Source organism: Shewanella aestuarii (genome assembly GCF_014647215.1).
Taxonomy (GTDB): Bacteria; Pseudomonadota; Gammaproteobacteria; order Enterobacterales; family Shewanellaceae; genus Shewanella; species Shewanella aestuarii.
This window is the reverse complement of the sequence record NZ_BMOT01000009.1, coordinates 125,766-150,711: the sequence shown is the minus strand read 5'-3', so window position 1 is coordinate 150,711 and position 24,946 is coordinate 125,766. Positions and strand designations below refer to the sequence as shown.

Sequence of the window (24,946 nt, the reverse complement as noted above, 5' to 3'; positions counted from 1 at the left end):
CGCTTCCCATCAAAGATTCTAAAGAGATACGATTATGAGAATTAAAATAAATGCAGTTGCCGCGGCTACTGCTATGGTTTTGGGCTGCTTTTCTACTGCCGCCAATGCAAATTTAGTGATTACTGAGTACATCGAAGGTAGCAGCAACAACAAAGCTGTTGAAGTTTCCAACATGGGTGGCAGCGCCATCGATCTGGACGCTAATGCGTATAAGCTGATTCTATTCGGCAATGGCGCAGATGCATCAAAACCAGGTAATACTGAAACTTTAACAGGCACTTTAGCGCCAGGAAAGAGCCTTGTGTTCCACAACTCAGGTGCAGCTGATGCGTTTAAAGTGGGCAATGCCTCTACCGTCACTTATTTCAACGGTGATGATGCCCTAGTATTAACCAAAGACGATGTGGTAATCGACCGTTTTGGTAAACGTGGTGAAGACCCAGGCACTGCTTGGACTGATCCAAGCGACGCCAATTTCTCCACTGCGAATAAAACCCTACGCCGTAAAGCCAGTGTGACCACTGGTGATACCGTGGCTGAGGCTGATTTCCCTGGTACTAATAATCAGTGGTTAGTATTTGATATTGACACTGCTGATGGCCTTGGCTGCTCTGGTGAAGGCGCTTGTAGTTCAGAAGCGACTCCAGGCTTATTGCTGCTAACCGAATATATCGAAGGCAGCAGCAACAACAAAGCGATTGAGATTTCCAACGTAGGTGGCAGCGCCATCGATTTAGATGCCAACGTGTATAAGCTGACTCTGTTCGGCAATGGCGCTGACGCATCAAACCCTGGTAACAGTGAAACATTAACTGGCACTTTGGATCCAGGAAAGAGCTTGGTTTTCCATAATTCTGGTGCCGCAGATGCGTTTAAAGTGGGCAATGCTTCTACTGTCACTTTCTTCAATGGTGATGACGCCCTAGTATTAACTAAAGACGATGTGGTTATTGATCGCTTCGGTAAGCGTGGGGAAGACCCAGGCTCTGCTTGGACTGATCCAAACGACGCCAACTTCTCCACCGCGAATAAAACCCTGCGCCGTAAAGCCAGTGTCACTGCTGGTGATACTATAGCAGAAGCAGATTTTCCTGGTACTAACAACCAGTGGGCTGTTTTCGATATTGATACTGCTGATGGTCTAGGTTGTGCTGGTGAGGGTACCTGTGATGGTTCAGTCACGCCGCCAGAGCCTCCGCTGCCAGAAACCGGTCCTTGTACGGGTTGTGAGACGCTGACTCCGGTTGCCGATCCTACTACGTTCAATGCCGAAATCTACTACTCAGATATAGTCAGTGGCGAATTTGCCAATGCAGAAGAGCTGAAAAATGCCCTATCAGCAATCATAGCCAAAGAACATAAGCAACTTACCTATAAGCAGGTTTGGAGCACACTGACCTACGCAGACCAAGATCCAAATGACGATAAAAAAGTGATTGAGATCTACACTGGCACTTCTATTTCCAAATACGACAACCAAACTAGCGGTAGTGGTGTAGGCAAGTGGAACCGTGAACACGTTTGGGCCAAAAGCCATGGCTTCCCAAGTGAGTCTCAGTGGGGCTATACCGATGCCCATCACCTACGTCCTTCTGATCCAGGTATCAATACTGCGCGAAGCAACAATGACTTCGGTGCGTGTAAAGATACCGGTGAAGAGGTACTGTTTAACGGTGTAGGTACTGGTAACTATTTGGATAAAGCCACGGATTGCTGGGAACCTCGTGATGAGGTCAAAGGCGATGTAGCGCGTATGATCATGTATATGGATACTCGCTACCAAGGCACTGATACAGCAACAACTCAAATGCCTGATCTCGTTGCAGTAGATCGTCTAACGACGGCAGACGAGGATAGCGCTCCGCTGATCGGTACGCTTTGTACTCTGTATGCATGGAACCAATTAGATGCTGTTGATACATACGAGCAGAACCGTAACAACCAAGTATACAAATACCAAGGAAACCGTAACCCGTTCATTGACCGTCCAGAGTTAGTGCAACAGGTTTATGGTGCAGTTTGTGGAGACGATCCAAACCCTGTTTTGGAAGTCGAAGGCGATATCGTCACTCCTGAAAGTGTTACCGAAGGCGCTGCATACACCCTCGATGCCTCTGCAATCAAAGCGGGTGAAGCTGTTACCCTAACTTATAAGTGGGAACAGATGGTTGCTGAAGAGAAAATTCTTGTTGGCAACGAGGCTATCTTGTCTCTGACGGCACCAATGGTTAAAGCTGACGAGACGTTGAACTTCACCTTGACCATCAGCGACGGTAAGTTGGAAACTACTAAAGATGTTAGCCTGAATGTAATTAACGTGCCTTTGACGCTGAATGTAGAGTTTGCTGGGACCACGAAAGTGACCGAAGGCGATAAAACCTCTATCACAGCGACGGTTACGGGTGCACCAGAAGGTACAAGTTACAGCTGGAAGCAGGTATCCGGTGATATAGCACTGTTTACCGCTACGGGTCTGACACTTGATGTGACTTCACCTAGCGTCAATATTAATCAAGTGCTTGTGTTCGAACTTACGGCATCTGTTGACGGAGAAAGCTTTAGTCAATCGGTTAGCATTGAGGTGTTAAACGCCGAAGATAATGGTTGGACTAAGCCTGATGGCGCGGGTAGTTTAGGTGGTTTTATCACTCTACTGCTACCGCTAATCTGGTTGCGTCGCCGCCAAGGCTAACCACCAGCTGAGCCTATAAAAAGCAGCACCGGGATCGCTCTGGGTGCTGCTTTTTTTAACGATAAAAACGTTGTCTTCGGCTCGCCATGCTCAATGATGACACTCAGCCCTTAAAGCTGATGACAACGCTTATCTGAATAATATTGAAGGATTACTATGAATACTTCACTCCGTCTTTCTGGCCTACTTATTACTGGCTCAGCTATCGCGCTCGCATTAGCATTGAGCGGCTGTAATAAGAAGAAGCCTGAAGAAGCTCCTAAAGCGCCGAAGGTGACTGCATCTGTCGCCTGTATCGCCGCAGGCGATGACTGCAAGCGCTTCACCCTACTGCATACTAATGATCACCATGGCCGTTTTTGGCATAGTGAAAATGGTGGTTATGGTATGGCTGCCCGCAAAACTATCCTTGACCAGATCCGCAAAGAGGTGGTTGAGCAAGGTGGTCAAGTTTTGTTGCTCTCAGGTGGCGATATCAACACTGGCGTTCCAGAGTCTGATCTTCAAGATGCTGAGCCAGATTTTATCGGTATGAACCACCTAGGCTATGATGCCATGGCCGTGGGTAACCATGAGTTTGATAATCCATCAACAGTGATGGATAAACAGCGAGGCTGGTCTAAATTCCCTTGGTTATCTGCCAATATTTATCGCCAAGTCGATGGGGAATGGCAACGCTACTTTGAGCCCTACAAGGTCTTTGACGTTCAGGGCTTAAAACTAGCTGTAATCGGTCTAACTACTGAGCATACTGCTGAAATAGGCAATCCAGAATACGTTGCAGGGTTAAAATTCACTTCAGCTCAAGCTGAGGCGAAAGATATCTTGGCAGAGCTTGAACAACAGCATCAGCCAGACCTGGTATTCGGTCTCACCCACATGGGTCACTATGAAAATGGTAAGCATGGTAGTAACGCGCCCGGTGATGTATCTCTAGCTCGCAGCCTTGAGCCAGGACAAATTCAGGCAATCATTGGCGGTCACTCGCAATTACCTGTTTGTATGGAAGGTGACACGGGTGAGTATGTAAAAAAATATGCTCGAGATGAGCCGTGTAAGCCTGATCGCCAAAATGGCACTTGGATCATGCAAGCCTACGAGTGGGGCAAATTTATTGGCCGTGCAGACTTTGAATACTACGGTGGTGAGCTTCATCTAGCACACTACGAGCTGGTTCCAGTAAACACTGAAACCAAGTATGGTTTCATGCAGCATTCTTCTATGCATACTCCCAAAGATCCAGAAACCCTCGAGTTACTGCGTCCATATCAGCGCAACGGTCAGGTCAAGCTACGGGAAGAAATTGGTGTGGCAAAGGCGAATTTCATAGGAGATCGTAAGGTGGTTCGTTCCCAAGCGACACCGCTAGGAATTATGATAGCCCATGCTCAAACTCAGCTCCCTGTGCCAGCAGATTTCGGCATCATGAATTCTGGCGGTATTCGTACCACCATAAAGAAAGGGCCTATTCGTTATCGTGATGTGCTTGAGGTGCTGCCTTTTTCCAACAGTGTGACTGTGACTGAGATGAAGGGTGCTGAACTGAAAAAATATTTGTCTAAGGTTGCGCTTATGACTCAAGGCTCAGGAGGTTTTGCCCACTTCAGCGGCATCAAGATGACCGTTGACTGTAAAGCTAAAGATGTTGATATCAGTGCCGTTGGTGATAAGCCTTTCAAGCTGGAAGATAACTACCGATTTACCCTACCTAGCTATAATGCTGCGGGCGGTAACAAATATCCCAAGTTGAAAGAACAGGCCAGAGACACCGGTTTTATTGATGCAGATATGCTTTATCAATTCATCAAAAAGCATGGCAAGCTCGATCCTGTCGACTATGACAGAGCAAAAGATGTTCGCTATATCAACTCTAGAAATGCAAATGGCTGCGGCGGTTAAACTGAAGTTCTAATAAGGTTAATCAGCTGCTCCCTTAACGCCTTAAACAGCGCCTAACCTTTCGGTTTGGCGCTGTTTATTTTAAGGCTGACTGGTAAACATATAGCAAGGGAATCAATATTTGACACGCAGGCTTACCTGATTGCCGCTGAAAATAATGCATTAGATAATCAAACTCTGTTAATAACACTCGCCGAGTTCGTGATAGATTCAATTCTCTATCTTGCTGTCTATATCGATGACGAAGAGCAGAATAAGTTGAAATAACCTAGAAAGATCAACTCCCCCCAACATTATTTTCATAATCTTAACGCTAAAAAATGCTCTCTTCAGCGTTATCACCACAAACACTTTGATGGTAAATCTTTACAATTACCACCAAAATGTAAATGATAATTATTTTCATTTAGATCTTGGTGGTATTTGTATACACTCGGTAATGAATTTAACTCTGCGCAGTAACCGCGCTTTCTACACTCGTTACCAAGATGATCACAATATGAAACCATTAACGCTGTCATGCTCCATACTTCTCACCTTAGCTCCCATCAGCCAACTTTATGCTGAAACCCCAAAAGAGGCTATCGACCAACTTGATCCTAACGTTGAAACTATTGAGGTTAAGGGAAGATATATTCAAGGCTACAATGCCCATTCAGCCAGTGGAGCCTCAAGATTAGATCTTGCTATCAGTGACATCCCGCAATCTGTGTCAGTGATCACCGACGCCCAATTACGAGACTTCCAACTTAACGACATCAATGCTGCATTGGATACCGCAACGGGTATTAATGTTGAAAGAATCGAAACCGACCGCACCTATTACACCGCCCGTGGGTTTGATGTCACCAACTTCCAGGTGGATGGGGTCGGTTTACCGCTCACATCTGGTAATAATCATGCCGATGAAGACACGGCAATTTATGATCGCGTTGAGGTGATCCGTGGCGCAAATGGCTTAATGACCGGAGTGGGTAATCCATCGGCTACAGTCAATTTCATCCGTAAACGACCCACGGCTGATAACCAACTGAATCTGCTTACCAGTTATGGCAGCTGGGATAATTTGCGCTTAGAGGTCGATGGTTCAACGCAGATCAATGACACCTTTGCCGCAAGAATGGTGGCCGTCAAACAAACGAAAGACTCCTATTTAGATCGCTACCAAACCGATAAAACCGTGCTTTACGCATTTATCGATGCCAAATTGAGTGATGATACCAACCTGTCTGTTAGCCATAGTTATATCAATAACGATGCCAAGGGCAATAACTGGGGCGCATTACCGCTTTTCTATACAGATGGCAGTGCAACCCACTATGGCACATCAACCAACACCTCGGCTGACTGGTCAAACTGGCTGGTGATCAAACAAAACACTGTAGTGGAATTTAGTCATTACTTTGCTGATAACTGGAGTTTACGCGCGACTTATTCACATAAAACCACCGATGAAGATACCGAATTATTCTATGTTTATGGGACACCAGATAAAACAACTGAACTCGGCTTAACTGGCTATGGCAGTGAGTATGACTTAGATGACCAACACAATTTAGCCGATGTGTATGTGAATGGTGATTTCAGTCTATTTGGCCGAGAACATCAAGTTGTTGCAGGCATCAATTATGCCCAAATGGACTACACAGACACCTCACTATACGACTACAGCACGGGAAATGGCTTCCCTGCAATGCCAGATTTAAATACCTGGGATGGCAATACTCCAAAACCCACCTTTAAAGATGCGCCAAGTGGCAGTGATGTTAGCGCCACCCAAAAAGCAGCTTACTTTACTGGTCGATTTAATCTTTTGGAAGATTTCCATCTGATCGCTGGCGGACGTTTTAACGACTGGCAAGCAGAAGGCGAATCCTATAGTAAAGTACAAGATGTCGAAGATGCACAATTTATTCCCTATGTTGGTGTGACTTACCGATTTATTCCACAACTACTTGCCTATGCAAGTTACACAGAAACATTTAAAGCGCAGCGAGAACTAGACATAGATGACAATACGCTTGCTCCTGTCACTGGTGAAAGCCAAGAAATTGGCCTTAAAAGTGAATTATTTAATGGTAACTTAATTACCACTGTCGCTTATTTTGATATTCAACAAACAAATCTTGCGACACCCGACCCGCGCACCAGCCAACTGCCACCAACAGAACAACGTTATATTGGAGCTGATGGTATTAGCAGCCATGGTTTTGAAGTCGATATTGCAGGTGAGATTTACCCCGGTTTAAATGCCAGCATTGGTTACACTGACTTTGATATTTCAGGCGACGACAAAGTGGCCGCCTACACCCCAAGCAAGCTATTTAAATTAGCCGCCACCTACGATCTTGCCCTAATTGAAGGTCTAACATTTGGTGTAAACATGCGCTGGCAAGATGATATTTATCGTTCACAAGGTGTTGTCGCTAATGGATTTGATAATGCAGGACAGGAAATCATTACTGAGCAAAACGCCTATGCGATTGTCGATGTAATGGCGAAGTATCAATTTAACGATGCTATGGATCTGACCGTCAATGCCAACAATGTCACCGATGAAAAGTATCTAACTAGCCTTTATTGGGCCCAAGGTTTTTATGGTGCCCCTGCCAACTACAGTGCCACGCTAAGCTGGCGCTTATAGCAATTCATCTAAGTCATTAAGTAAACATAGCGTAGACAACTCTGCGCTATGTCTTTGGCCGTTCTTCCCTACTAAGCCGCAATAACAAGCTTAGTACCAACAGAGGTAAGCATGAGAAAATCCCTCTTTAAATGGCACTCTTATGGCGCACTCATTGCCATGTTGCCCATTTTAATCATATCAATCACCGGCAGTATTTTGGTGTTCAAAGTAGAAATTGACAGTTTACTGCGGCCAAGTCATATGCTGGTTGAGGCACAATCTTCCACACCGCGTATAAACCTAGACACCTTAATGCAAAGCGCATTAAGCGAAAACCCCGAGTATGAGTTAGGCGGCTGGGAGCTGTACGATGATAAATCACGATCTGACGCGGCTTACCTAATTAAACGTGGCACTGATGATTGGCATAAAGTTTATATTAATCAATATACTGGAGAGCTATTATCTCAACCAAAACCAATGGATCACTTTATCACCGATTGGCTACTTGAATTGCACTACTCATTTTTATTACATGTTAAAGGTGCCTCTATCGCTTTTGTTGCCGCATTGATTATGCTATTTCTGGGGATCAGCGGCATGATCATATACCGTCGATTTTGGACAAAGTTGTTCACCCTGCGTTTAGGTGCAGTAAAACGTATTCTCTATAGCGATATTCATAAAATGGTTGGCATAATCAGCTCACCTGTGTTGATTATTTTGGCATTTACAGGCGCATATTGGAACATTAGTGGCATCATTCATGAAGTGACTGAACATGGCGATGGTGCGCATGTTTATATCACTCAACCGCTTTATCGCGCAGATATCTCGTTTGAAGCATTACTGCAGCAGTCGGCAAAAGAAATCAGCAGCTTTAAAGCTGGGTATCTCGCTATGCCGCATGAACCCGACAGGGATATTAGCTTTTACGGTGAAGTGGATAGTAGCAACCCGTTCAATAGTGAATACAGCAGCATAGTCAGTTTTGATAAAACCACAGCTCAATTGCTATCAAAGCAAGATATTCGTGAAGCAGGCTTGTTGACGGTGTTTTTAGACAGTTTCAGAAAATTGCATTTTGGTTATTTTGGCGGATTAATTACCCGTATTATTTGGTGTGTTTTAGGCTTGATGCCAGTCTTGCTCGCCTTTACGGGATTATACTTGTATTGGCAACGCCGCCAGTCAAAAGTGCAATCAAAACAAAAGCGTCAGCAAATGGTCAATGCCACCTAAGCTCAAAACTCGCCTCTGTTATTCATGGTCAATAAGCAAGGTTTAGCCTAACCACTAAGCCTTCATTTTGTTGTGCATCATTTTCTATAGCTGAATTCCCTAAAATACTGCTGTATAATTCTGCCACTCAATTTTGGCTATTTTATGCTGGTCTATTTTATACCTATCTATAGAGGCACTATGACTGTTAATCACTATGACCCGAAACAAACCACAACCCTAGCGACACCCAAAAAGGTCATAGAGGAACAAGCACAATCCGCATCAATCACTGGCCCTATTTCCGCTAGCGTAGCTAAAATTGGTTTTGTTAGCCTTGGCTGCCCAAAAAACCTGGTAGATTCCGAACGAATTTTGACTCAACTACGCACTGAAGGTTATGACGTAGTATCCACATACGCCGATGCCGATATGGTTATCGTCAATACCTGTGGGTTTATTGATGCTGCGGTACAGGAATCATTGGATACCATTGGTGAAGCATTAGCAGCCAATGGCAAAGTATTAGTGACCGGATGTTTAGGCGCTAAGAAAGATGAAATTATTGAACTTCATCCTAACGTACTTGGAGTCACAGGCCCACATGCCTATGACGAAGTGTTAAAACAGGTGCATCTGCATGTTGAAAAACCTAAATATAACCCTCTGATGGATTTAGTGCCTGATCATGGCATTAAGCTTACGCCAAAACATTATGCTTATCTGAAGATATCGGAAGGCTGTAATCATCGCTGTACTTTCTGCATTATTCCTTCAATGCGCGGTGATTTGGACTCTCGCCCTATTGGTGATGTATTAGGTGAAGCACAGCGTTTAGTCAAAGCGGGTGTAAAAGAGCTATTGGTTATCTCTCAAGATACATCTGCCTATGGCGTTGATGTTAAGCATAAAACGGCATTTTGGGATGGCATGCCAGTAAAAACGCATATGCAACAATTGTGTGAGGAATTGGCTAAGCAAGGGGTTTGGGTTCGCTTACATTATGTTTATCCCTACCCGCATGTTGACGACATTATTCCATTAATGGCGGAAGGTAAAATTTTACCGTATCTGGATATCCCTTTTCAGCATGCCAACAAGCGTATTCTTAAGTTAATGAAGCGTCCTGGTAGTTCGGACAGAGTATTAGAGCGGATCAAAAAATGGCGCGAGATTTGTCCTGAGCTGGTTATCCGTTCAACCTTCATTGTCGGATTCCCTGGTGAAACAGAAGAAGAATTTGAAGAACTGCTCGACTTTTTAGAAGAAGCGCAATTAGACCGTGTCGGTTGTTTTAAATATTCTCCCGTAGCCGGGGCAAAAGCCAATGACCTGCCCGATCATGTACCTGATGATGTGATGGAAGACAGATTACAACGCTTCATGGCTGTACAGGCGCAAATTAGTGCTGACAAACTGCAAGCCCGCATAGGTCAAGAATACCTAGTGTTAATTGATGAGGTAAACACCGAAGGCGCTGTAGGACGTTCGTACATGGACGCACCTGAAGTTGACGGCAAAGTTTACTTAACCGATGAGTTTGATGTACAACCTGGTGATCAGATTTGGGTGCAAATTATCCATGCTGACGAACATGACGTATGGGGTGTTCGCGTAGAGGATTAAAGCTACCACGACTTGCTATCACTGCCGTTAACCTCCTAAAAGCATGAACTCACCTTCATGCTTTTTTGTATCTGCGATATCCATTCAACTAAAACTCAGCAATGATTAAATGGCAGTGTTTGCTCATAGCCTTAAAGCCATCAACCTCAGTTTGGGAGAGACACTGTATTTCAAACTGCTCTTTGAACAACTAATCTGTGTTACATTTACTTATAATAGGCTAGCAATTGAGGCGTAAATTCGCCTTGTAATCAGGGCAAAGTGCAAATTTGGCGGCAAGTAAGTGAATGAGGGCGATTTCAATGTTGTTTATTTGTCGCTTAATCGAAGTTGGGTTAATTAAAATTAAAAAGCCAGAAAGCAAAAAAGCCACTCATAAGAGTGGCTTTTTTGTTGTATTTGGTCGGTGATAGAGGATTCGAACCTCTGACCCTCTCGTCCCAAACGAGATGCGCTACCGGGCTGCGCTAATCACCGAGATTTTTACTTGCTGGCAAGTTTAATATTTGTTTAACCTGTGGGTTATACACGCTATTAAAAGCGAAAATGTGGTCGGTGATAGAGGATTCGAACCTCTGACCCTCTCGTCCCAAACGAGATGCGCTACCGGGCTGCGCTAATCACCGAATATTGATATTTAACATGTTACGTTATCAACAACGTTTTAGATTGAATGGGGTGACTGATGGGGCTCGAACCCACGACAACCGGAATCACAATCCGGGACTCTACCAACTGAGCTACAATCACCACTGATGTTCAATCTTACTAACCAAATTCCAAAAGCATATACCGAATGGTGCGCCCAGAAGGATTCGAACCTTCGGCCTTACCCTCCGGAGGGGTACGCTCTATCCAGCTGAGCTATGGGCGCTCGCCTTGGTTAGCGACGCATATAGTAGGGATAAATTACCTCTACGTCTAGTCATGATTCATTTTTTTTATCTGAGTGATTAAGTTTTGACTAATCAGCGCGTTTTATCCTCATTTTACGCCGAATTATATTACTTGGATCACATTTTAAATTGTGTTAAATATACTTGTTGGCTTTATAAATTTCTGAGTATTGTTAATAGGATAGTGTGGCCGCAGGTATGAATAAGGAAATTAATAGCCCTAAGTTACCTACCGATGTTGATTCTCTTCAACGTCGTATTGCTCGACTAAAGCGTTTAGCTAAAAAATATAAACGCGCTGAAATCGTGCAAAACGCACTATTAGGCATCTCTAATATAGCTAATGATGTAAACAGTTTAGATGACTTCTATACCGGAGTTCATCAACACTTACAGCGCCTCATTCCCGCAGATAACTTTTTCATCGCTGCACAAAACCCCAAAACGGGTCTCATTAGCCTGCCTTTTTTCGCCGATGAAAAAGACGCTCACCCTAGCGAGTTATTTCCCGATGAAGAAATTTCCCAAATATTAAATCGCGGCATTACTGGCTATGTGCTTAGACAAGGGTTGCCATTATTATGTAATGAAGATGAATTTCGTTTGCTGATTGCGCAAGGTAAAATTCAAGGGCTAGGCTCTCCATGCCATCAATGGTTAGGTGTGCCGATTAAAAACGGAGAAGTTGTAAACGGCGTTTTAGTCGTTCAAAGTTATAACACTGAAATTAGCTATGGCGAGCTTGAACTGGAATTAATGGGCTTTATTAGTCAACATATTTCAGGAGTAATGGAACGATTGCTTCATAATGAACAACTTGAAGTCGCCATTGAAGAACGCACTCGAGAATTAAGCCAAGCATACAACAGCTTAAAATCAGAGGTAAAAGAGCGCATCAAAGCGGAAAATCTGCAAAAATCATTATTTCAAATTGCAGATCTTTCCTCATCTAAGCTTGCCCAGAAAGACTTTTATAACCACATTCATCAAATTATTAGCCAGTTATTACCCGCTGAGAACTGTTTTATCTCATTAATTGATAACAACATGTTGTCCTTCCCTTTTTATGTCTCGCAAATGGACAATGACTACCCTTCAACTCGCCCGGTACAAGATGGGTTAACCGAATATATTTTACAGCATAAGCAACCTAGATTACTCAGTAATATAGACATCAAGAAACTGGTAGAGCTTGGTGATATATATGCAAAATCACCTGAGTTGAACCGTACGGAACATATGCATCAATGGATAGGTGTACCGTTAATCATTAATGATCATGTTGTTGGTGCCCTAACAATTTATAGTTTAGACAGCAAACAAAACTATCAAATTAAAGACCTTGAACTGCTGACATTTGTATCTCAACACATTGCCAATGCGATTGAACGTAAACACGCGGTTGAATCATTAAAGCGAAGCCACGAACTGCTAGAAGAAAAAGTCGCCACCCGCACTCAAGCACTTGCTCAAGTCAATCGCAACTTACAAACAGAAATAAATCAACGTAGAAAAATTGAAGCTCAACTTGTCCATGATGCACAACATGACGGATTAACGGGGCTCCCAAACCGTAATTTCTTAATGGACAGATTATCGCAAGCATTAAAACATGTCAGGCGCCATGGATTAGATCAATTTGCCCTGCTATTCATTGATTTAGATCGCTTCAAAGTAATTAACGATACCTTTGGCCATCTTGAAGGTGATCGTTTTTTGATTGAAACCGCCAAACGTCTGAAAAGCTGTATCCGTGAAAATGACACCTTAGCCAGAATGGGAGGAGATGAATTTGTTATTTTACTTGATTCGATTCACGGCACTCAAGATGCGATAGAGGTCAGCGAGCGTATTTTACATCAGGTGGGCCAAGCTTATTCATTATCGAATAAAGACTTTGTCTCAGGCGCCAGTATTGGCATCGCCTTTAGCCGCACTGATAAATTAGAAACCAGTGAGTCTATTTTGCGTGACGCAGATAGAGCCATGTATCAAGCAAAATCAAATGGTAAGGGTTGCTATGTAATTTTTGATAGTGACTTAAGTTATCAATCTGAGCAACGAAATGATTTGGATGAGCAATTAACACTGGCGCTTAGTCAAAATCTTATCAAGGTTAGCTATCGGCCTATTTATGATTTAGTGCATCAAACTGTTGTTGCAATAGAGCCACAAGCACAATGGCAGCATGAAACGCATGGGGTCTGGGATCATAATAAACTGCTACAACTGACAACTAATGCACAATTATCATTAATTTTTGATGATTATATTTTTCAGCAATTAAACAAAGATTATCCGGTATTAAAACAGCAATATGGTGCAGTAACGCAACTGTATATGTCGATATCAAGCCAACATGTTAACCATAAATATGCCTTGCGCGGCCTCAAAAACACCTTAAAAAGTAGCAAAATAGATTTATCTAAACTGACGGTTTTCTTTAATGAGAAATCATTAGTTAAAGATACTGAAAATCATCTCAATGCCTTCGAAATTATTAAAAAATTGGGCTCAAATATCGGGATAGATCATTTCGGAACTGGCTATAGCTCACTAAGCAGCTTAAGTTTTTTACCTATCAGCACCTTAATGCTTGATCAAGAAATCAGTAAACATTTACTCAATGACAATCAATTAAAGTTAGTCAAAGCTTACCGCTTAGCAGCAGAGGCCTTAGACATAAATATGATTGCAACTGGCATAGATACTCTGCAGCAAAAACTGCAATTTATTGAAATGGGTTATCAACTAGCAACAGGACGCACATTGGAAAAAAAAAACGAAAACAGAGTTAACATAATAAATTACTGCGCTTAACCATGGCGATTAATCCTCAAGGGGCAATATTAAACATCGCCCTAAGTCAGCTATCGCTTAATATTGCTAGCTTGCTTTTCAAGTAAGCCTTAGCTTATAACCAAGCCAAGGCTATCTTCATTACTTTTTAAACATATCCCTAAGATTGGCAATATTACTTTTTCCTGTGGCCATCCTTTGTTGCTCCGTTTGCTGTGGTTTACGGTTTTCCCAAATTAAATCATCTTGAGGCAACTCCATCAAAAAACGGCTGGGTTCGCAGCGCATGGTTTCACCAAATTGACGTCGTTCGCGGCAAATAACAAACCATAACTCACGTTGGGCACGGGTAATTCCCACGTATGCAAGTCGTCGTTCTTCGTCGACATTATCTTCATCGATACTCGATTGATGCGGCAATATACGTTCTTCAACGCCGACCATAAATACAAATGGGAACTCAAGCCCTTTGGAGGCATGTAAGGTCATTAGCTGCACCTGATCGCCGCCCTCATCTTCACTATTGCGCTCCATCATGTCACGCAAAGTTAACCGAGTTACCACTTCCGGTAATGTCATCGGCTCATCAAGCTCATCACCTTCAAGCATTTCAGTCACCCAGCGATACAATTCAGAAATGTTTTTCATACGCATTTCAGCCGCTTTAGCGCTGGTACTGGTTTCGTAGAGGTAGTCTTCGTAATTAATACTGCGGATCAGTTTCTTAATCGCATCTACCGATTCACCGCGCTTAGCAATTTCACCCGTATCAACGATAAACTGCCCAAATTGGTATAAGGATTTAACCGCTGCGGGCGCTAGCTCATGATTGAGCCCTGCATCGAAAATGGCTTCGAACATTGAGATGTGTTTTTGATTAGCAAAGTTACCCAGTCGCTCTAATGTTGCTGGACCAATACCACGTTTAGGTAAATTAACCACTCTTAAAAATGCATTATCATCATCAGGATTTACCACTAAACGCAGATAAGCCATGATGTCTTTAATTTCAGCGCGGGCAAAAAATGATGTCCCACCACTGAGTTTATAGGGAATTCGGTTTGTCATTAGGGCTCGTTCAAGCAAACGAGACTGGTGATTACCACGATACAAAATGGCGTACTGGCCAAACTGAGTTCGCCCGACAAACTTATGGCGTATGATTTCAGCCACCACGCGCTCAGCTTCTTGCTCTTCATTGGCGGCAATCAATACTCGTAAAGGTTCACCGTAGGCTAAGTCACTAAACAAGGCTTTTTCATACACGTGCGGATTGTTGGCAATGAGGATATTGGCGGCACGTAAAATTCGTTGGCTAGAGCGATAGTTTTGCTCCAACTTAATCAATTTTAGCTTCGGAAAATCGCTTCCCAATAAAACTAAATTTTGGGGTTTAGCGCCGCGCCATGAATAAATGGACTGGTCATCATCACCAACCACGGTAAATCTTGCCCGTTCACCAACCAATAATTTAACCAGTTCATATTGGCTGGTGTTGGTATCTTGGTACTCGTCCACCAGCAAGTATTGGATCCGCGTTTGCCAGCGGGTACGGACTTCTTCATTCATGCGTAATAGCAATGTAGGGATCAAAATTAAATCATCAAAATCAAGCGCATTATACGCTTTCATATGTTGGGCATAACGTTGATACAACATGGCAAACAGCTGGCCTTGCTCGTCTTTAACCATTTTGCGGGCTTGTTGCGGAATCACTAAGCCACCTTTCCAATTTGAAATGGCTGAGGCTAAAGCCTTAATTAAATCTTTATCTTCGTCCAATTCGTCTTGCGTTAACTCTTTTAATAACGCAAAGGTATCTTGGTCATCAAATAAGGAAAAACCGGCCTTAAGCCCGAGCACTTTATGCTCACGCTTAATAATTTCTAAGCCCAAGGTGTGAAAGGTGGAGATCCATAAGCCACGGGCTTCTTTTCTGCCCATAGATTGCGCCACACGCTCTTTCATTTCACGGGCGGCTTTATTAGTGAAGGTGACTGCGGCAATGTTACGGGCTTTGTAACCACACTTTTCCACTAGGTAGGCAATTTTATTAATGATAACTCGCGTTTTTCCACTGCCCGCACCTGCTAATACTAAACAAGGGCCGGAGACATAATGCACGGCATCATTTTGTCCTGGATTGAGTTTCATTTTAATAACATTCCTACGATTCAACACGAAGGCGGATCATAGCAGATGGCAACTTGGTAGAGTTAACAATTTTGTCGTCATATTTTGCGGCTGAGGTATCGCTGAGCTACAATGGCAGCAATATTGGCGCAGGAATACAAATGATGATTAATCCAAAGAAAATTGAAGAAGTTGCCAAGCAGCTAAGTGGTAACTTACCCAGTGGCGTTAAACAGTTTGCCGCAGAATTTGAAGAGCGCAGCAAGCAAGTTTTACAAAGCCAGCTGATGAAGTTAGATGTTGTCTCACGTGAAGAATTTGAAGTACAGCAACACGTGTTATTAAAAACCCGTGAGAAACTTGAAGCTCTGCAAGCTCAAGTGACTGAATTAGAAAAGCGTTTAGCTGATTAGTTTACTATTCGTAACGCAAATAAAGCCTCAAAATGAGGCTTTATTTTATTGCGCTGCACCCACATACTTTTGCACAAGTTGCTGATAAACCCCATTACGACGAATATTTTTTAACCCTAGGTTAAAGGTGTTTTTCAATTTTTCATCATGAAAACTGGCAAAATACTCTGATGCAGGGAAAACCATGTGGTAATGCAAATTCTCGCTAACATCCACTTCTCTGGCAATTAAGGTGTTTAAATACTGAAATACGTATTTATCAGCAATCACAACATCGACTCTTTTCAGGTAGAGCATTTTATTTTGTTTTTGTTGTGGTGACACTTCTAAATATGACAAGTTTTTTTCTGCCATTGTATGAAAGGCATCACCTAAGACATTATTGGCATTTAAAAAAGCCACTACGCTATATTTACCCAAATCATTAATATCACTAATGCGTAAGTCATTATTTGCCAAACTAATCGCCACATTCTGATAGCTGATGTAATTATCTGAAAAAAAGCCACTGACACCTGAATGTTCATTCACCGTAATAATGGCATCAACTTTATGCTGTTCAAAATGGAGCATTTGTCGATTACGTGAGGAAAATTGAAAATTCACATCAATGCCCTGTTCGGCAAATGCGGAGCGAATAATGTCTAACTCCAGACCTGAACGTTCTTCCTGTAAAATATAAGGCGGACGCGAGTCCGCTGAGGCGATTTTTATGACTTTGTTATTTTCTGGCAAAGCGGCTTTTTCAGCATGAACAACCTGAAATAAAGATAATACCAACAGCCACAATACGGTGAAGATTGTCAGCCACTGCTGAGACTTGATTTGACACCTTCGCATATACGGTTTTCGTCCTGTTAATTCTGCGTAAAATAATGATTTTCTTAACACTGAATCATTCAAAAGCAGCCTAATGTGTCACCATTTAGGCATCCTGAACACTCAATATTTTACTCAACGGCTGACTGTAAGCATAGTTGTAACCAATCATACAAAGCAAGTCACAAACCCTTGATAAGCAAACAGGCACCTTATTGGTACCTGCTTTAAAATGCCTGCTTATTTCAACTAGCGTATATACCCAAACAACCTGAAGATGCTCGATTTCAGCAAGAATTTACACGCGTTTAGGCAAGGCATTGATTGCGGGTAATGGTTATTCCCTTTTCAAAATCAATAACGCAGCATAAACGCGTGTAAAACTTGCCCTCAGGGAGTTTCACCGTGTTCCCCTGATTTTTAAATCAGGAGCGTTGTTGCGCTAATTTATAAGGTACCTACATTACCGCATTAACGCGCCTAGTATTGAAAACACGGTGAAGCTCTGAAACACGTATCTTCAAGTTATTTGGGTATAACATCTTCCAGTGCTTTAAGACATAAGGCGACATTTTCTCTTCTTGCACCAAAGCCCATCAGGCCAATACGCCAGGCTTTACCCGCTAACGCCCCTAAACCGGCACCTATCTCCAAATTGTATTGTTCCAATAACTGCTTACGCACCAACGCATCGTCAATACCTTCAGGAATATACACCGCATTCAGTTGCGGTAAGCGATACGCTTCATCTACCACAAACTTTAGCCCAAGCTTACTGAGTCCATCACGCAACAGCACATGCATATTATGGTGACGCGCCCAGGCATTTTCTAAGCCTTCATTGGCTAACACTCTAAATGATTCATGCAATGCATATAGTGCATTCACTGGAGCTGTGTGGTGATAACTGCGCTTACCACCAGCGGCATTACCCCAATATCCCATCACTAACGTTTGATCTAAAAACCAGCTTTGTACAGGTGTTTGGCGACTCTTTAGTTTGGCAACCGCTTTGTCTGAAAACGACACTGGTGACAATCCCGGCACACAAGACAAACACTTTTGGCTACCGGAATAAATAGCATCAATTCCCCATTCATCAACCCGTAATTCAACACCACCGAGCGAAGTAACGGCATCTACAATGGTCAGACAATTATGCAATTGCGCCAAAGTACACAAGGTTTGAGCATCAGATAAGGCGCCTGTAGAGGTCTCAGCGTGTACAAATGCTAAAAATTTTGCATCTGGATGCGCCACTAAAGCTTGTTCTACATCCTGCGGACAAACGGGTTGACCCCATTCGTTATCGACCACAACAGCAACGCCACCGACACGTTCAACATTTTGGCGCATACGCTCGCCAAAAACACCATTGCGGCAAACGATGACCTTTTCACCTGGCTCGACAAGATTAACAAAGCAGGTTTCCATACCGGCACTGCCAGGTGCTGAAACGGCTAATGTCATCTCGTTTTTTGTTTGAAACGCATATTGAATAAGTTGCTTTAACTCATCCATCATATTGACGAAAAGTGGATCTAGATGGCCAATGGTCGGCTTAGCTTGAGCAGCTAACACTTCTGGATATACATCAGACGGCCCAGGGCCCATCAAAATACGACGTGGAGGGTTAAAAGCGGAAATTTGCGGTACGGGCAACATCAATGTCTCCTTAACTAGATATAACTATCTTTAAAATAGTGTGAGTCTAAAATTTACCCTACATAAAAAACAATTACTTACCTACGAGTATGCTCTCGTTTTGGTAATAAAATGAACCAAGGTCACCTCAAAAGAAATGCGTGAGCTAACTTAGCACACTGACAAACTAAATCACGCCAATATGCGAAAATTTATTTTATACACTAACCGCAATACCAAACTTACTGCAAACCCAAGAAATACGCGCCGCGCCTTAGTTACCACAAAAGGTAAGTGAATAACCTTACATCACCTTGGACTTACGATTTATTTGCATTTAAAAACAATTTATACGCTGGACTGTGAGTTTCTTCTTGATATACAAAACCTAAATCCGTTAAAAAACGCGCAAACGGAATATCATCGCTTGCCGGCACTTCAAATCCTGCCAATACTCGCCCAAATGCTGCGCCATGGTTACGATAATGAAATAAGCTGATATTCCACTGACTTTGTAATGTGGTTAAAAACTTCAACAGTGCCCCTGGATGCTCAGGAAACTCAAAGCTGAATAAACGCTCTTCTAACGGCTCAAGTGGATGACCACCGACCATATAACGCACATGTAATTTTGCGGTTTCATCCTGCGATAAATCCTGCACTTCAAAGCCTTCAGACTCGAGCTTAGCGATAATGCTTTTAAGCTCAGTTTGACCACCACTTAAGCGAATACCCGCAAACACCACCGCCATATCTCGACTGCTAAATCGGTAGTTAAACTCTGTCATCACGCGTTTTTCAAGTAACTCGCAAAAGCGTAAAAAGCTACCCGGTTGCTCAGGCACCTTTACAGCTAACACCGCTTCTTTTTGCTCACCTAGCTCACAACGTTCAGACACATAACGAAGGCTATGAAAGTTAACGTTAGCGCCACTTAAAATGGCCGCCACTTTTAACGGTTTGTCGGTTTCAGCATCATGTTGAAGCATGTACTTTTTTAGCCCGGCGACAGATAACGCCCCTGCGGGTTCAGCGATGGCTCGGGTATCTTCAAAAATATCTTTGACAGCGGCACAAATTTCATCAGAGGTGACGGTAATAACATGATCTACATATTCTCTGGCAAGACGAAACGGCTCATTACCGATGCGTTTGACTGCCACACCATCGGCAAATAGCCCAACCTGACTTAATGTGACAGGTTCGTCAGCTTCTAATGCCGCCTTTAAACACGCCGCATCTTCAGGCTCAACACCAATGATTTTTACCTGCGGCATCACTGCTTTGTAATACGCCGCGATCCCCGCAATCAATCCGCCGCCGCCTACAGGCACAAATACCACTTCTAGCCCGCGTTGTTGCTGGAGCATTTCTTGGGCAATAGTGCCTTGTCCTGCAATAACAGCTTCATCATCAAAAGGAGCAATATACACTCGGCCTTCTTGTTCTGATAAAGCTTTGGCATAATCATTGGCTTGATCAAATGCTTGACCGTGCAGTACCACAGTGCCGCCAAGTCGTTTTACTGCATCGATTTTAATATCGGGGGTGGTGCTTGGCATCACAATCACAGCATTGATGCCACGACTTGCCGCTGACATTGCCACACCTTGAGCATGATTACCTGCCGAGGCACATACCACGCCTGCTTCGCATTGTTTAGGGGTTAACTCAGCAATGCGATTATAGGCGCCGCGCAGCTTAAATGAATGCACGGGCTGCATGTCTTCTCGCTTTAAAAACACATCACAACCTAAACGGGCTGACAGCTTTTTCATGCCAGATAATGGCGTGACCTTGGCAATGTCATAAACTGACGACAGCAAAATCTTCTGTAAATAATAATGGGCCAAATCTAACTGCGTTTGAGATGCCAAGGCTAACATATTACCCCTCCAACTTACTGCGATCGCGCACCGCGCCTTTATCAGCACTGGTGGCTAATAATGCATAGGCTTTTAGCGCCAGTGACACATAACGCTCACGCTCTAATGGTTTCCACGCCAGTAGCCCTTTAGCTTCCATCGCCTGACGACGTGTTGCTAATACTTCATCACTGACATTGAGCTTGATACTACGACTTGGAATATCGATAGCAATTTGATCGCCATTTTCAATTAACGCGATTGTGCCACCAGATGCCGCCTCTGGAGAAATATGTCCAATAGATAAACCGGATGTGCCACCAGAAAAACGTCCATCGGTGATTAACGCACACTTTGTCCCTAAACCACGTGATTTAAGGTAAGTGGTTGGATATAACATCTCTTGCATACCAGGGCCACCTTTAGGGCCTTCATATCGAATCACCACTACATCCCCAGCAACCACTTCCCCACCTAAAATGCCGCTAACGGCATCATCTTGGCTTTCGTAAATCCGCGCACTGCCCACAAACACTAAGTTTGACTCATCCACACCCGCGGTTTTTACAATACAACCATTTTCAGCCACGTTACCCGATAATACGGCTAAGCCGCCTTCTTGACTGAAGGCAAATTCACGGCTACGAATACAGCCATTTTCACGGTCATCATCAACCGAGTCCCAGCGGCAATCTTGGCTAAAGGCTTTTTGGGTTGGAATACCTGCGGGGCCTGCACTAAAGAAGCGTCTAACCTGTGCATCGTCGGTCTGTTTGATATCATATTTGGCTAATACTGACTTTAGGTCACCGCCATTGTCTGCGGCGACGTGCGGTACATCATTATGCAGCAAACCAGCACGGTCTAACTCGCCTAAAATGCCCATTACGCCACCGGCGCGATGTACATCTTCCATATGGTATTTCGGTGTAGACGGCGCGACTTTGCAAAGATGCGGCACTAGGCGCGACATACGATCAATGTCGTCCATGGTAAAATCAATTTCAGCTTCTTGCGCCGCTGCCAATAAATGCAATACAGTGTTTGATGAACCACCCATGGCGATATCTAGTGCGGTGGCGTTTTCAAACGCTTTGAATGAGGCAATATTACGTGGCAGCGCATTTTGATCATCATGCTTATAATAACGTTCGGCCAGTTTCATCACCCGGCGACCCGCTTCTAAAAACAGCTCGCGGCGATCAGCATGGGTTGCCAACATTGAGCCATTACCGGGTAAAGATAAACCCAAGGCTTCAGTTAGGCAGTTCATTGAGTTTGCGGTAAACATACCAGAGCAAGAGCCACAGGTTGGACAAGCGCTACGCTCAATTTGTTTGCTGTCTTCATCGCTAACATTGGTATCAGCACCAGCGACCATAGCGTCAACTAAATCAAGCTTGATGATTTTATCTGACAATTTAGTTTTACCGGCTTCCATTGGGCCGCCCGAGACAAATACCACAGGGATATTTAATCGTAATGCTGCCATTAACATGCCAGGGGTAATTTTATCGCAGTTGGAGATACACACTAAGGCATCGGCACAATGTGCATTGACCATGTATTCCACACTGTCAGCAATTAACTCCCGCGATGGCAAACTATAAAGCATACCGCCATGCCCCATCGCAATGCCGTCATCTACCGCAATGGTATTAAATTCTTTAGCGATACCGCCGACCTCTTCTATCGCACTAGCAACCAAAGAGCCCATATCTTTTAAATGTACATGACCCGGTACAAATTGGGTAAATGAGTTAGCAATCGCGATAATCGGTTTACCAAAATCGGTTTCTTTCACACCGGTTGCACGCCACAGAGCACGGGCTCCCGCCATGTTACGGCCTTCGGTACTGGTTGCTGAACGTAATTTTGGCATTGCTTAATTCCTTGTTTAATTCATGACGACTTAGGATATCTTGTTTCTTGTTTACTACGACCAACTAAGACCTAAGCGTTGACAGTTTTGTCCAATTGCGCGCCAGGTAATACTTTACACTGGGTCACATCAATCAGTTTATCTAATTGGTTACTTAATAATTCAATGGCACGTTCGGCTTCAACCCACAAATTAATAGCCAAACTGTTATCACCTTGGGTATTCATGTGCATTTGCGTTACTTTAAAGCCGCGATGACGGGTTACGCGTAACACACGCTCTAATACCTCAGGACATTGTTTAACGGTGATTTCAAGGTTATGCATCATCATGTTTGTTTCTCCATTTGGTCCATCATGTCACTGTTACTTGCCCCTGGTGGCACTAAAGGCCAAACGTTAAAAGCATCATTAATGGCCACATGTAACATAAATGGACCAGGGGTATTAATCATTTCATCTAATGCTTGTTCAACTTCATCTGCACGGGTAATGGTGCGACCTGGGATATCAAAAGCCGACGCCATTAATACAAAGTTAGGGTTGTCGGATAAATCGGTTTCACTGTAGCGCTCTTCAAAAAACAATTGTTGCCACTGTTTCACCATGCCGAGCTTTTGATTATCTACAAGTAAAATTTTCACCGGTAACTTACGGCGCTTAATGGTCGTAAGCTCTTGCACGTTCATCATAAATGACCCATCACCAGAAACGGTGACCACGGTCGCATCGGGTCTAGCAACTTGCGCCCCGATTGCCGCAGGAAGGCCAAATCCCATGGTGCCTAGACCCGCGCTCGACAAATGATCTTCAGGTCGTCTAAACCACATATGTTGTGCAACCCACATTTGATGCTGGCCCACATCGCAACTGATCACGCTATCTTCAGGTAACTTATTGGCTAAGCGGCGCAACATTGAAGGGGCAAAAATCAATTCACCTGGGTGGTTATAATCCCATTGATATTGACGCGCCATATCTGTGATATCTTGTAACCAAGGCTGAATATGCACCGCATCGACAACCGCTGCAGATAACGCTGGGAGTACATAACGAAGCTCCGCTGCGATGGCGACATCAGGTTGACGTAACTTACCAAGCTCAGCAGCATCAATATCTAGATGTAACACCTTTGCATTACTGGCAAAACTGGCTAATCGTCCGGTCACCCGGTCATCAAACCTGGCTCCCACCACCATTAATAAATCACACTCCTGTACTGCTAAGTTAGCCGCCTTGCCACCATGCATACCTAACATACCAAGGTAACCTGGCGTGTCATGGGCAATACTGCCAAGGCCTTTTAATGTCGCAACAGAGGGGATTTTTGTTTGGTTAATAAACTGACGTAAATGCGCAACAGCGCCTGCCATTCCTACGCCGCCACCTACATACAGCATAGGTTTTTTGGCGGCTTTGATAAGCTCAGCGGCAGCAGCAAGATCGCAAGGCTGCGCCTGCAGTTCATCTTCAACCGATTGCAATGGGGTTTTGTATTCAAGCTCAGCAATTTGGATATCTTTTGGAATATCGACCAACACAGGGCCCGGCCTGCCAGATGCGGCAATTTCAAAGGCGCGATATAAGGTGGGAATAAGCTCATTGATATCGGTAACCATAAAGCTGTGCTTAGTGCAGGACAGAGACATACCAAGCACGTCTATTTCCTGAAAAGCATCTGTTCCTATGACACTGGTTGAAACCTGGCCGGTGATTGCCACTAAAGGCACAGAGTCGAGCAGCGCATCGGCCAGTGAGGTAATCAAATTTGTCGCACCAGGTCCTGATGTGGCAAAACAAACACCGGTTTTACCACTTGCTCTTGCATAGCCTAGTGCAGCAAAGGCTGCACCTTGCTCATGGCGGCTTAGTAAGTGCTCAACAGGGCTACCATAAAGAGCATCATAAATCGGCATAATCGCACCACCTGGGTAACCAAATACTGTGGTGACGCCATGTGCAGCGATAACTTTAATGACGGCGTCTGCGCCTCTTATTTTTTGCCCTACTTCCATAGTGTGCTCTCTACTTTTATTTACGCGGCTAGATCTCAATGGTTACTGCGAAGTGACAAATGCCTTAAAACAAAAAACCCCCGGTCCTTTCGGAGCGGGGGTTTTTGGAATTTGTAACCGTTAGGTCAGTCTTTTTTCCAAATGCAGCCCCCGCTGTGACTTAATAATCACTACGGTAATAATTGCAATAATGAGTAGGGCTGCTTGGTTAAACATAAAAGAACTGAATTCCTAATTTATTAACGTTGAACTTCAACTGTGTTTTAAGTGATATCATAGAAACTTCACCAAACACAAGCAAAAATCAGTTTTGTAAAAAAAATTCAGCTTCCTTGCCGAGACAATGCAAACAACAAACTAAAAAATTAGCTTGGGAGATATACCTCCCTTTAATGCCTGTCCGACAACTTATTGTTA

14 protein-coding genes and 4 tRNA genes are annotated in these 24,946 nt (G+C 43.7%); 7 read left to right on the top strand and 11 right to left on the bottom strand.

The window, feature by feature from the left end:
* The first annotated feature begins 34 nt into the window (after nt 1–34).
* From IEY03_RS13685 to rimO, 5 genes are all read left to right on the top strand, one after another.
* Complete coding sequence (locus IEY03_RS13685) at nt 35–2,692, top strand: endonuclease (RefSeq protein ID WP_188842634.1); 2,658 nt, start codon at nt 35–37, stop codon at nt 2,690–2,692.
* Between the two features lie 156 nt (nt 2,693–2,848).
* Entirely contained in the window at nt 2,849–4,591 is a 1,743-nt protein-coding gene (gene ushA, locus IEY03_RS13680) for a bifunctional UDP-sugar hydrolase/5'-nucleotidase UshA (protein WP_188842632.1), read from the top strand.
* Nucleotides 4,592–5,090: 499 nt separating this feature from the next.
* Entirely contained in the window at nt 5,091–7,235 is a 2,145-nt protein-coding gene (locus tag IEY03_RS13675; protein WP_188842710.1) for a TonB-dependent siderophore receptor, read from the top strand.
* A gap of 111 nt (nt 7,236–7,346) precedes the next feature.
* Nucleotides 7,347–8,459: a PepSY-associated TM helix domain-containing protein gene (locus IEY03_RS13670; RefSeq protein ID WP_188842630.1), complete on the top strand. Its 1,113-nt coding sequence runs from the start codon at nt 7,347–7,349 to the stop codon at nt 8,457–8,459.
* A 180-nt stretch (nt 8,460–8,639) separates the two neighbouring features.
* Entirely contained in the window at nt 8,640–10,064 is a 1,425-nt protein-coding gene (gene rimO / locus IEY03_RS13665) for a 30S ribosomal protein S12 methylthiotransferase RimO (RefSeq protein WP_188842628.1), read from the top strand.
* A 400-nt stretch (nt 10,065–10,464) separates the two neighbouring features.
* Here the strand turns inward: rimO and IEY03_RS13660 are convergent.
* The 4 genes from IEY03_RS13660 to IEY03_RS13645 all read right to left on the bottom strand — a co-directional run bounded on the left by IEY03_RS13660 (nt 10,465) and on the right by IEY03_RS13645 (nt 10,938).
* Nucleotides 10,465–10,541 (bottom strand) — tRNA-Pro (locus IEY03_RS13660).
* A 72-nt stretch (nt 10,542–10,613) separates the two neighbouring features.
* Nucleotides 10,614–10,690, bottom strand: a tRNA-Pro gene (locus IEY03_RS13655).
* Between the two features lie 48 nt (nt 10,691–10,738).
* Nucleotides 10,739–10,814, bottom strand: a tRNA-His gene (locus IEY03_RS13650).
* Between the two features lie 47 nt (nt 10,815–10,861).
* A tRNA-Arg gene (locus IEY03_RS13645) sits at nt 10,862–10,938 on the bottom strand.
* Between the two features lie 220 nt (nt 10,939–11,158).
* Between IEY03_RS13645 and IEY03_RS13640 the strand changes: the two genes are divergently transcribed.
* A complete protein-coding gene (locus IEY03_RS13640) occupies nt 11,159–13,780 on the top strand; it encodes a sensor domain-containing phosphodiesterase (RefSeq protein ID WP_188842627.1) in 2,622 nt (873 codons plus the stop codon).
* Between the two features lie 120 nt (nt 13,781–13,900).
* Here the strand turns inward: IEY03_RS13640 and rep are convergent, their stop codons facing one another.
* A complete protein-coding gene (gene rep / locus IEY03_RS13635; RefSeq protein WP_188842618.1) occupies nt 13,901–15,913 on the bottom strand; it encodes a DNA helicase Rep in 2,013 nt (670 codons plus the stop codon).
* A 143-nt stretch (nt 15,914–16,056) separates the two neighbouring features.
* On the opposite strand from rep, the gene ubiK reads away from it, so the two are divergent.
* On the top strand, nt 16,057–16,305 hold the full coding sequence (ubiK, locus tag IEY03_RS13630) for a ubiquinone biosynthesis accessory factor UbiK (protein ID WP_188842708.1): 249 nt from the start codon (nt 16,057–16,059) through the stop codon (nt 16,303–16,305).
* Between the two features lie 45 nt (nt 16,306–16,350).
* Here the strand turns inward: ubiK and IEY03_RS13625 are convergent, their stop codons facing one another.
* The 6 genes from IEY03_RS13625 to ilvG all read right to left on the bottom strand — a co-directional run bounded on the left by IEY03_RS13625 (nt 16,351) and on the right by ilvG (nt 24,529).
* The gene (locus IEY03_RS13625; RefSeq protein ID WP_188842616.1) at nt 16,351–17,145 is read right to left on the bottom strand and encodes a substrate-binding periplasmic protein; all 795 of its coding nucleotides are present in this window, start codon (nt 17,143–17,145) and stop codon (nt 16,351–16,353) included.
* A 504-nt stretch (nt 17,146–17,649) separates the two neighbouring features.
* Nucleotides 17,650–18,789 carry a pyridoxal-phosphate-dependent aminotransferase family protein gene (locus IEY03_RS13620; protein WP_188842615.1) on the bottom strand — a complete coding sequence of 380 codons (1,140 nt, stop codon included), beginning with the start codon at nt 18,787–18,789 and terminating at the stop codon, nt 17,650–17,652.
* Between the two features lie 299 nt (nt 18,790–19,088).
* Nucleotides 19,089–20,654, bottom strand: coding sequence for a threonine ammonia-lyase, biosynthetic (ilvA, locus tag IEY03_RS13615; RefSeq protein ID WP_188842613.1), 1,566 nt, complete (start codon nt 20,652–20,654; stop codon nt 19,089–19,091).
* Nucleotide 20,655: 1 nt separating this feature from the next.
* Nucleotides 20,656–22,515, bottom strand: coding sequence for a dihydroxy-acid dehydratase (ilvD, locus tag IEY03_RS13610; protein ID WP_188842611.1), 1,860 nt, complete (start codon nt 22,513–22,515; stop codon nt 20,656–20,658).
* Nucleotides 22,516–22,586: 71 nt separating this feature from the next.
* Nucleotides 22,587–22,844 carry an acetolactate synthase 2 small subunit gene (gene ilvM / locus IEY03_RS13605; protein WP_188842706.1) on the bottom strand — a complete coding sequence of 86 codons (258 nt, stop codon included), beginning with the start codon at nt 22,842–22,844 and terminating at the stop codon, nt 22,587–22,589.
* Nucleotides 22,844–24,529 (bottom strand): acetolactate synthase 2 catalytic subunit, encoded by a 1,686-nt coding sequence (gene ilvG / locus IEY03_RS13600; RefSeq protein WP_188842609.1) that lies wholly within the window; start codon nt 24,527–24,529, stop codon nt 22,844–22,846. The genes ilvM and ilvG overlap by 1 nt, the downstream gene beginning before the upstream one ends.
* Nucleotides 24,530–24,946: the final 417 nt, after the last annotated feature.

Excerpts from the sequence above, each read along its gene's own strand:
- rep (WP_188842618.1), bottom strand. The coding sequence starts at position 15,913 with ATGAAACTCAATCCAGGACAAAATGATGCCGTGCATTATGTCTCCGGC.
- ilvA (WP_188842613.1), bottom strand. The coding sequence starts at position 20,654 with ATGTTAGCCTTGGCATCTCAAACGCAGTTAGATTTGGCCCATTATTAT.
- IEY03_RS13670 (WP_188842630.1), top strand. The coding sequence starts at position 7,347 with ATGAGAAAATCCCTCTTTAAATGGCACTCTTATGGCGCACTCATTGCC.
- IEY03_RS13620 (WP_188842615.1), bottom strand. The coding sequence starts at position 18,789 with ATGTTGCCCGTACCGCAAATTTCCGCTTTTAACCCTCCACGTCGTATT.
- rimO (WP_188842628.1), top strand. The coding sequence starts at position 8,640 with ATGACTGTTAATCACTATGACCCGAAACAAACCACAACCCTAGCGACA.
- ilvM (WP_188842706.1), bottom strand. The coding sequence starts at position 22,844 with ATGATGCATAACCTTGAAATCACCGTTAAACAATGTCCTGAGGTATTA.
- ilvG (WP_188842609.1), bottom strand. The coding sequence starts at position 24,529 with ATGGAAGTAGGGCAAAAAATAAGAGGCGCAGACGCCGTCATTAAAGTT.
- ushA (WP_188842632.1), top strand. The coding sequence starts at position 2,849 with ATGAATACTTCACTCCGTCTTTCTGGCCTACTTATTACTGGCTCAGCT.
- IEY03_RS13675 (WP_188842710.1), top strand. The coding sequence starts at position 5,091 with ATGAAACCATTAACGCTGTCATGCTCCATACTTCTCACCTTAGCTCCC.
- ubiK (WP_188842708.1), top strand. The coding sequence starts at position 16,057 with ATGATTAATCCAAAGAAAATTGAAGAAGTTGCCAAGCAGCTAAGTGGT.
- IEY03_RS13640 (WP_188842627.1), top strand. The coding sequence starts at position 11,159 with ATGAATAAGGAAATTAATAGCCCTAAGTTACCTACCGATGTTGATTCT.
- IEY03_RS13685 (WP_188842634.1), top strand. The coding sequence starts at position 35 with ATGAGAATTAAAATAAATGCAGTTGCCGCGGCTACTGCTATGGTTTTG.
- ilvD (WP_188842611.1), bottom strand. The coding sequence starts at position 22,515 with ATGCCAAAATTACGTTCAGCAACCAGTACCGAAGGCCGTAACATGGCG.
- IEY03_RS13625 (WP_188842616.1), bottom strand. The coding sequence starts at position 17,145 with ATGCGAAGGTGTCAAATCAAGTCTCAGCAGTGGCTGACAATCTTCACC.